This window comes from Trebonia sp. (genome assembly GCF_049794275.1).
Lineage (GTDB): Bacteria > Actinomycetota > Actinomycetes > Streptosporangiales > Streptosporangiaceae > Trebonia.
Window position 1 is genome coordinate 1 of the sequence record NZ_JBARCR010000236.1, and the last position, 7,672, is coordinate 7,672.

The following is a 7,672-nucleotide window of genomic DNA, read 5'->3' on the forward strand; positions in this document are numbered from 1 at the left end:
CGCCGTGCCCGGGCTGGCTGTCCGCGGTGAGCGTGCCGCCGTGCGCCACGGCCAGCTCGGCGGCGATGGCGAGGCCGATCCCGCTGCCCGAGATCTGGGCGGCGGCCTGCCCGCGCCAGAACCGGTCGAAGATGCGCGGCAGCTCGCCGGCCGGGATGCCGACGCCGGTGTCCGCGACCTCGAGGACCGCGTGCGCGCCGCGCTGACTGGTGCGGATCGTGACCCTGCCGCCGGCTGGCGTGAACTTGAGCGCGTTGCCGAGGAGGTTGGTAACCACCTGGTGCATCCACCGCTCGTCGGCGAGCACCGGCGCCGTGTCAAGCTGGCGGTCCAGCTCGACCTCGGCCGCCTCGAACCTCCTGGCGAGGCTGTCGGCGGCGGCGCCCGCGATGTCCGCGAGATCGGTCCGCTCGCGCGTCAGGCGCAGCACGGCCGCGTCGGCGGCGGCCATCGTCTGGAGGTCATCGACCATGCGAGCCAGCCGGAGCACTTCGTCACGCAGCGAGCCAAGCTCCTCGGGGTCAGGGTCCGTGATCCCGTCCAGCAGCGCCTCGTGCCCGGCCTGCAGCACCGCCACCGGCGTGCGCAGCTCGTGGGCGACGCTCGCCACCAGGTCCCTGCGGATCTTGTCCTCGTAGTCGAGCGTGTCCGCCATGTTGTCGAAGGCGGCGGCCAGTTCACGCAGTTCGCTTGGGCCGCTGAGCTGGCCCGCGCGGGCGGACCTGTCGCCGGCGGCCATCGCGCGGGTCACCGTGATCAGCCGGGCGATAGGACGGGTGATCCGGCGGGCGACCGCGAGGCCGGTAAAAAGCGCCAGCAGGGCGGCAAGCCCGGCCGCGCCGGCGATGGCCCGGAACAGCGCGGTGCGCAGCACGCTGTCCGCGGCGCCGAGGCCGGACGCGGTGAGGCCGAGCACCACCATACCGACCCTCTGGCCGTGCGCCAGGACAGGCTCGGTTGACTGGGATCCCGTCGCCGCGAAGCCTGGCGTGGTCGCGACCGCGTGACCGTTCGCGTCCTGGACCTGCAGCTTGAGGCCGCTGCGCTGGGCCAGTTCGAGGACGGGCGTGAGATCGGCGCCTGCCCAGCCCTGGTCCTGGCTCCAGGAGGCGGCCGCCGCCACCGCGACCGCGGCGGCCAGGTCGTCGCGCTGCCGGTTCGCCAGCGAGGACACGTCGACGGCGGAGAACACGGCGGCGAGGACAGCGAGCAGGGCGACCGCCGACAGCGCCACGCCGAGGAACGCGAGCGCCAGCCTGGGCCCCAGCGTGTTGCCGCGCTGGGCGCCGCGCGGCGTGTCAGCCATCGCGGGTCAGGCCGAGCCGGTAGCCGCCGCCGAGCACGGTCAGGATGATGCGCGGACTGGCCGGGTCCTCCTCGATCTTGCGGCGGAGGTTCTTCACGTGCGAGTCGACGGTGCGCTCATATCCCTCGAACTCGTATCCCCGCACCTTGTTGATCAGCTCGAACCGCGAGTACACGCGGCCGGGGACGGTCGCCAGCGTGCCGAGAATCCCCCACTCCGTTGGCGTCAGCGCGACCGGAGCCCCGCGCACGGTCACGATGCGCCGCGGCTCGTCGATCATGAGGTCGCCTCCCCCGTAGCTGGCGACGCCGTCGTCACCGGCCGCCGCCCCGCCGCGGCGCAGGATGGCCTGCACCCGCAGGGTCAGTTCCCGCGGGCTGAACGGCTTGGTCACGTAGTCGTCGGCGCCGAGTTCGAGCCCGCGGATCCGGTCCTCTTCCGCCGCCTTCGCCGTCAGCATCAAGATAGGCACCGCGGACATGGTGCGCAGCTCTCGCGCCACGGTCTCACCCGGCACGTCGGGCAGGCCGAGATCGAGGACCACGAGGTCGGGCGCGGCGGCCATCGCCATGCTGATCGCCTCCGCGCCCGAACCGGTGGACAGCACGGTGAAACCGGCCCGCTCCAGGTATGACCGGATGAAATCCCGCAGCTTGCGCTCGTCTTCAACCACCAGCACTGTGGCCGCCATCATGCCTCCGTCCGCCGGGACCGGGCGCGCCTCCACACCGTCACCATCGCAACTTCACTAAGCAGGCACGCTCGGGGGGTGCACTGGTACCGCATAGCGATACCGCTAGCAACGCAGCATAAGGCAGGGCTGATGACAGGAAGCGACCTGATCGTGGTGGCGCCGTGGATCGTCTTCGGTGTCTGCCTGGCGGTCCTGTGCGTCGGCCTGCTCCGTGCCCGCCGGTCGGCTCACCGGCCGCCGTCAGCGCGCCGGAGGCAGGACGACTAGCCTGAGCACAGGGAGCGGCATGCGACGAGAAGAGCACGTAGCAGACGGCCCGCGCTGGCGGGTCATCCTCGAGGCGCGGTGGCGAGACCGGCTGCAGGAGGTCACCGAGCTGTCCCTGGCGTATCACGTCGCCGTCGGCGACGCGCCAGATGGCAGCGCGGACAAGCGGGCCCGCCGGCTGGTCCGCCGCACCGTCGCCGCGCGGCAGCGGCTGGCCGACACGGAGGACGCGCTGAACCGGCTGGCGGCAGGGAATTTCGGTGAGTGCGAGCAGTGCGGGGCGCCGATCCCGGTGGTCGTGCTCTTCGCCGCCCCGGAGTCCAGGTACTGCCCGGGCTGCGCCGGGGCCGCGCTGAGGACGGATGCCCGTGAGCGTGTTCACTAGCCTTCAGGTGGATTCGGTCGTCTCCTACCTGGTGGCGCTCCTCCTCCCGGCTCTTGACGCGATCTTCCCCGTCGTGCCGAGCGAGACGGTGGTCATCGCCCTCGGCGTCGCGACGGCAGGCAGCACCGATCCGCGGATCGCGCTGCTCGTTGCCTGCGCGGCCGCGGGAGCGTTCCTCGGCGACAACCTCTGCTACCTGCTCGGCCGGCGCTTCGGGCCCGCGATGCAGCGCAGGTTCTTCAGCACGCCGAAGGGCCTGCGAACGCAGGCGTGGGCGGAGCGGTCGCTCGACCGGTTCGGCACGCAGCTCATCGTCGTCTGCCGCTTCATCCCCGGCGGCCGCACGGCGGTGACCCTCACCTGCGGCCTCACCGGCTACCCGCGCCGCAGGTTCGTCCCCGCGACCGCGGCCGCCGCCATCCTCTGGGCGCTGTACGCGTTCTTCATCGGCCGCCTCGGCGGCCGGGCCTTCGAGCACGACCCCTGGATCGGGCTGGCCATCGCCTTCGGCGCCACCATCGTTATCAGCGGCGTCATCGAGCTCGTCCGCCGGATCGTTCGAACGTCACGGCGTCACGCCGGACAGGTTGAGCCCGATCACGCCGGACAGGATCAGCACGATCGAGACGAGCTTGGTCGCCGACACCACGTCGCCGAGGAAGATCATGCCGACGGTCGCCGCTCCCGCGGCGCCGATTCCGGTCCAGACTGCGTAGGCGGGTCCGACCTCGAGGTCGCGCAGCGCGACGGTCAGTAGCCCGAAGCTCGTCAGCGCGCAGATCGCGAACGCCACCGTGGGCCACAGGGCCGTCAGGCCGTTGCTCAGCTTCAGGCAGACGGCGAAAGCGGTCTCGAACAAGCCGGCGGCCACCAGTGCCACCCATGCCATCACGTCACCTCACACCAGGGATCATGAGCCTCTCCCCAGTTATGCCGTGCGGGCGCGGAGGACCGGTGTGCTCGTGTTGGAGCCGGGATGGAGACGCCCGCGAGACACCGCGACGGCCGCGCCCACGTCTCCATCGGATCTCCACGCGGCACGGACCGGCCCTGCACACGGCAGCGCGAACCTGAGTCCGTGAACCACAAGGAAGGGCAGGGACGCTGCGATGCGAGGAAGCGGAATGCCGCTGGCAGACCCCATCAGTGCGGCGTGGAATACCGTCGCGCGGTTCGACGACTACGAGAGCGCCCAGCGGGCGGTCGACCGGCTGTCCGACGACGGCTTCCCGGTAGAGAAGCTCGACATTGTCGGGTCAGGACTGCGGCTCGTCGAGCGGGTGACGGGCCGGCTCACCAGCTCGCGCGCCGCGACGGCGGGAGCACTGAGCGGCCTGTGGGCCGGGCTGCTGTTCGGGATCCTGCTCGGGTTGTTCACATCCGGGCACTCCTTCCTCGCGGTCGCCGCGACCGGCGCCGCGCTCGGGGTCCTGTGGGGTGCGGCCTTCGGGTTCGTGGCGCACGCCAGGACCAGGGGCCAGCGCGACTTCAGCTCGGTGCGGCAGCTGGTCGCGACCCGCTACGACCTGATCGCGCGCGAGGGCACCGTGGAGCGCGCCCGCTACATGCTCGGCGAAGCCGGGCTGCTGCCGGAACCGGGACCAGCGCAGGACGCGGAACGCTGACCATCCTGCCGCCGCGCAGGGGCGGTGGCCAGCGGTGACCGTCCCGCTGTGGGCGTGGGCCGCGTTCCTGGCCTTCGTGGTCGCGATGCTGGTCCTGGACCTGTTCGTATTGCATCGGCGCGCGCACGAGGTATCGCTGCGCGAGGCCGCCGCCTGGAGCGCCGTCTGGCTCATTGTCGGGCTGGGCTTCGGCGGGCTGGTGTGGGCCTGGGCGGGCAGCGGGGGCGCCCAGGCCTACCTGGCCAGCTACCTCATCGAGCGGAGCCTGTCGGTCGACAACATCTTCGTGTTCGCCGCCATCTTCGCTGCGCTGGCGATCCCGGCGCGCCACCAGCACCGGGTGCTCATGCTCGGCATCATCGGCGCGCTGCTCATGCGGGCCGCGTTCATCGCAGCCGGCATCGGCCTGATCGAGGCCATCCACCCGGTGATCTACGTCTTCGGCGCCATCCTGCTCGTGGCCGCGGCCAGCATGCTGCGCGGCGACAGCCATGCCGCGCCGCGGGAACCGCGCGTGCTTCGCGTCCTGCGGCGGGTGCTGCCGGTCGACACCCGGCTGCACGGCCAGCGATTCGTGGTCAGGGACGCCGGCCGCCTGCTCGCCACCCCGCTACTGGTGGCCCTGCTCGTCGTGGAGACCGCCGATGTGATCTTCGCCGTCGACTCCATTCCGGCGGTGCTCGCCGTCACTACCGACCCCTTCATCGTCTACACGTCCAACGTGTTCGCGCTGCTCGGCATGCGCGCGCTGTACTTCCTGCTAGCCGGGGCGCAGGACCGGGTCCGCTACCTGCGGCCGGCCCTGGCGGTGATCCTCGCGGCCGTCGCGGTCAAGCTGCTGCTCGCCGACGTATGGAAGCTTCCCGCCTGGTCAGCGCCGGCGTTCATCATCGCGGTGCTGTCCGTCGTCGCCGTCGCCTCCGTCCTCGGCAACCGGAGACAGGCCAGGAGACAGGGCCGCGGGCAAGTCAGTGGCCGTCATGCGGCGGCAGCGTCCGCTCCTCGTGATCAAGCTCCCGCGCCAGCACCCGAAGACTCGAATCGGGCAGATGCCCAGCGTCGCGCCAGCGCAGCAGCTCCTCGCGCTGCGCGTCGATGACCTCCCTGCGGGCCCGCAGCGCGGCGTCGTGATCCGCCGCCAGATACTCCGGCTCGCCGTCGTGTCCGGCCTCATGCTCGAGGCTCGCCCGCAGTGCGGCCAGCGCCGCGCCGGACAGCTCACCATCGGAGGCGAGCTCGTCGAGCCTGGCCAGTCCCGCCCGGTCCGCCGCATGCCGCGCCTCCCAGCGCAGCGCCGCCTCGTCGGCGCGATCGGCCCGCACGCCAAGCAACCGGGCAACCAGCCCGAACGTCAGCCCCTGCCCGAGCAGCGTCACCATCACGACAAGGAACGTGCAGAACAGCAGCAGGTCACGCCCAGGGAACGGCTGCCCGTCCGAGGTGGTCAGCGGCACCGTGAAGATCGCCGCCAGGCTGATCACGCCCCGGGTGCCGGCCCAGCTCAGCACGCCGATCTCCCGGCCGCCCAGCCGTCGTCCCGCCATCAGCAGCAGCCACAGCGGTCGCAACACCAGGACCACGCCAAGGCTGATAGCCACGGCCGCGGCGACCGTGCCGGACGAGTACTCCCGCAGGCCGCGGACCACGGGCAGGATCTGCTGCCCGATCAGCAGGAACACGAACCCCTGCAGCAGGAAGTCCGCCAGCCGCCAGACGGCGCTCACCTGCAAGCGGCTGGCGCCCGAGGTGAAGCGCGGCGTGTCGTGCCCGATCATCAGCCCCGCGACCGCGACGGCCAGCACCCCGGACACGTGCGCCGCCTCCCCCAGCAGGTACGCGGCGAACGGCGTGGCCAGCGACAGCGCGTTGACCAGCAAGGGATCATGAATGGCCCGCCGCAGCAGCCGCATGACGAGCGCCACCACGACCCCGGAGAGCAGCCCGCCGGCCGCGGCGGCAAGGAAATGCAGCACCGCGCCGCCGGCCGAGAACCCGCCGCTGGTCACCGCCGTGACCGCCACCGTGAGCAAGGTGAGGGCGGTGGCGTCGTTCAGCAGGCCCTCACCCTCGATGATCGTCACGAGCCTGCCCGGCAGCCGCGCCCCGTTACCGACCGCCAGCGCGGCCACCGGATCGGTCGGCGCGATCGCGGCGCCGAGCGCCACCCCCGCGGCAAGGCCTACCTCCGGCACGAACAGCCCCAGGGCGGCCCCGGTGATCACCCCGGTGGCCAGCACGAGCCCGATGGACAGGCTGATCACCGTCCGCAGGTTCTTCCTGATCGCAGTCAGGGACGAGTTGAGCGCGGCGCTGTAGATCAGCGGCGGGATCACGAACGTGAGGATCGCGTGCGGATCCAGCGTGAGGTTCGGGCCGGGCAGCACGGCGTACAGCAGGCCGGCCATGGTCAGCAGCGCCGCGGCCGGCAGCCCGGTCCTGTTGGCGACGAGTTGCAGCACGACGATGACGGCGACGGCGAGCAGGACAAACGCCAGCAGTTCAAGCATGTGCTTGCCTCCCCCCGACGCCCGGACAGTCGCGTCGAAGGATGCCCGGCCCGCGTGCAGTCACGGGGCAGCCGGGATGGAAATCAGATGGAGCCGCCGGCCGCGGCCGCGGGTTGCGCGCCAGCCAGACCGTGGGAGACAATGACCACCTGGCGATGAGGCTCGCCATAAACCGCGCCGAACGGCGCTGATGGCCTCTACCCACCTGCAGTTCAGGGTTCTACGGGTAGGAGGCGACGTCGTGGGCGAGCCGCTGGAACAGCCTGGCAATCATACGGGGGCCGCCCCGTGAGCGCGGCCCTCCCCATCCCGGTCATTCAGCTTCTCCAAGTCCTCACGGTCGCGCTTGGCGCGCCCATGGTGACTGGCGTGATCGCGAAGGTGGAAGCGCGGCTGCAGGGCCGCCGCGGGCCGCGCGTGCTCCAGCCGTACTACGACCTGGCCAAGCTGGCCCGCAAGGAGTCGCTCGCCCCGGAGCAGGCGAGCTGGTTCTTCCTGGCCGCGCCGCTGATCGCAGTGGCCGCGTACCTGACCATCCCGCTGCTCATCCCGGTCCTGACCAGCTACGGGCTGCCGCTCGGGTACATGGGCGACATCCTCGGCGGCGGTTTCCTGCTGTCGCTGGCCAGCTTCGTCATCGCCACCGCGGCCGCGGAGACCGGCAGCCCGTACGCGCAGCTGGGATCGAGCCGGGCCAAGACGTTCTCGGCGATCACCGAGCCGGTAGTGCTGTTCGTCGTGTTCACCGTGGCGCTGCTGACCGGCACCGACCTGCCGTACGCGCTGGCCGCGACCGTCCGGTCCGGCGCCGGGCAGGTGATCCGCCCGGCGCACCTGCTGGCGAGCGCCGCGCTGTTCATGGTGATCCTGCACGAGACGGGCCGGATC

Annotated in this window: 8 protein-coding genes, 2 pseudogenes and 1 riboswitch; of the genes and pseudogenes, 6 read left to right on the plus strand and 4 right to left on the minus strand. The window is 71.7% G+C overall.

Annotated elements, in window-relative coordinates:
- On the minus strand, positions 1 to 1,306 hold a 1,306-nt coding region (locus WA805_RS06805), incomplete at its 3' end, for a HAMP domain-containing sensor histidine kinase (protein WP_425241909.1).
- The gene (locus WA805_RS06810) at positions 1,299 to 1,985 is read right to left on the minus strand and encodes a response regulator transcription factor (protein ID WP_425241910.1); all 687 of its coding nucleotides are present in this window, start codon (positions 1,983 to 1,985) and stop codon (positions 1,299 to 1,301) included. The genes WA805_RS06810 and WA805_RS06805, both read right to left, overlap by 8 nt.
- A 144-nt stretch (positions 1,986 to 2,129) precedes the next feature.
- Here WA805_RS06810 and WA805_RS06815 point away from each other — a divergent pair, with 144 nt between their 5' ends.
- From WA805_RS06815 to WA805_RS06825, 3 genes are read left to right on the plus strand one after another with little or no spacing between them, the layout of a single operon-like run.
- Positions 2,130 to 2,267, plus strand: coding sequence for a hypothetical protein (locus WA805_RS06815; RefSeq protein WP_422280626.1), 138 nt, complete (start codon positions 2,130 to 2,132; stop codon positions 2,265 to 2,267).
- A 19-nt stretch (positions 2,268 to 2,286) separates the two neighbouring features.
- Positions 2,287 to 2,652 carry a TraR/DksA family transcriptional regulator gene (locus WA805_RS06820; RefSeq protein WP_422288445.1) on the plus strand — a complete coding sequence of 122 codons (366 nt, stop codon included), beginning with the start codon at positions 2,287 to 2,289 and terminating at the stop codon, positions 2,650 to 2,652.
- The gene (locus WA805_RS06825) at positions 2,630 to 3,409 is read left to right on the plus strand and encodes a DedA family protein (protein WP_425240910.1); all 780 of its coding nucleotides are present in this window, start codon (positions 2,630 to 2,632) and stop codon (positions 3,407 to 3,409) included. The genes WA805_RS06820 and WA805_RS06825 overlap by 23 nt, the downstream gene beginning before the upstream one ends.
- Here WA805_RS06825 and WA805_RS06830 read toward each other — a convergent pair.
- A pseudogene (locus tag WA805_RS06830) lies at positions 3,323 to 3,541 on the minus strand (DMT family transporter); the annotation flags it as partial. The gene WA805_RS06825 and the pseudogene WA805_RS06830 sit on opposite strands and share 87 nt — an antisense overlap.
- A 235-nt stretch (positions 3,542 to 3,776) precedes the next feature.
- Here WA805_RS06830 and WA805_RS06835 point away from each other — a divergent pair.
- Positions 3,777 to 4,277, plus strand: coding sequence for a general stress protein (locus WA805_RS06835; RefSeq protein ID WP_422280632.1), 501 nt, complete (start codon positions 3,777 to 3,779; stop codon positions 4,275 to 4,277).
- A 34-nt stretch (positions 4,278 to 4,311) separates the two neighbouring features.
- A pseudogene (locus tag WA805_RS06840) lies at positions 4,312 to 5,199 on the plus strand (TerC/Alx family metal homeostasis membrane protein); the annotation flags it as partial.
- A 46-nt stretch (positions 5,200 to 5,245) separates the two neighbouring features.
- On the opposite strand, the gene WA805_RS06845 reads toward WA805_RS06840, so the two are convergent.
- The gene (locus WA805_RS06845) at positions 5,246 to 6,784 is read right to left on the minus strand and encodes a Na+/H+ antiporter (RefSeq protein WP_425241911.1); all 1,539 of its coding nucleotides are present in this window, start codon (positions 6,782 to 6,784) and stop codon (positions 5,246 to 5,248) included.
- A 142-nt stretch (positions 6,785 to 6,926) separates the two neighbouring features.
- Positions 6,927 to 6,991, plus strand: a riboswitch (Fluoride riboswitch).
- Between the two features lie 81 nt (positions 6,992 to 7,072).
- Between WA805_RS06845 and WA805_RS06850 the strand changes: the two genes are divergently transcribed.
- Positions 7,073 to 7,672, plus strand: a 600-nt coding sequence (locus tag WA805_RS06850; protein WP_425241912.1) for a respiratory chain complex I subunit 1 family protein, incomplete at its 3' end; no start/stop codon positions are given.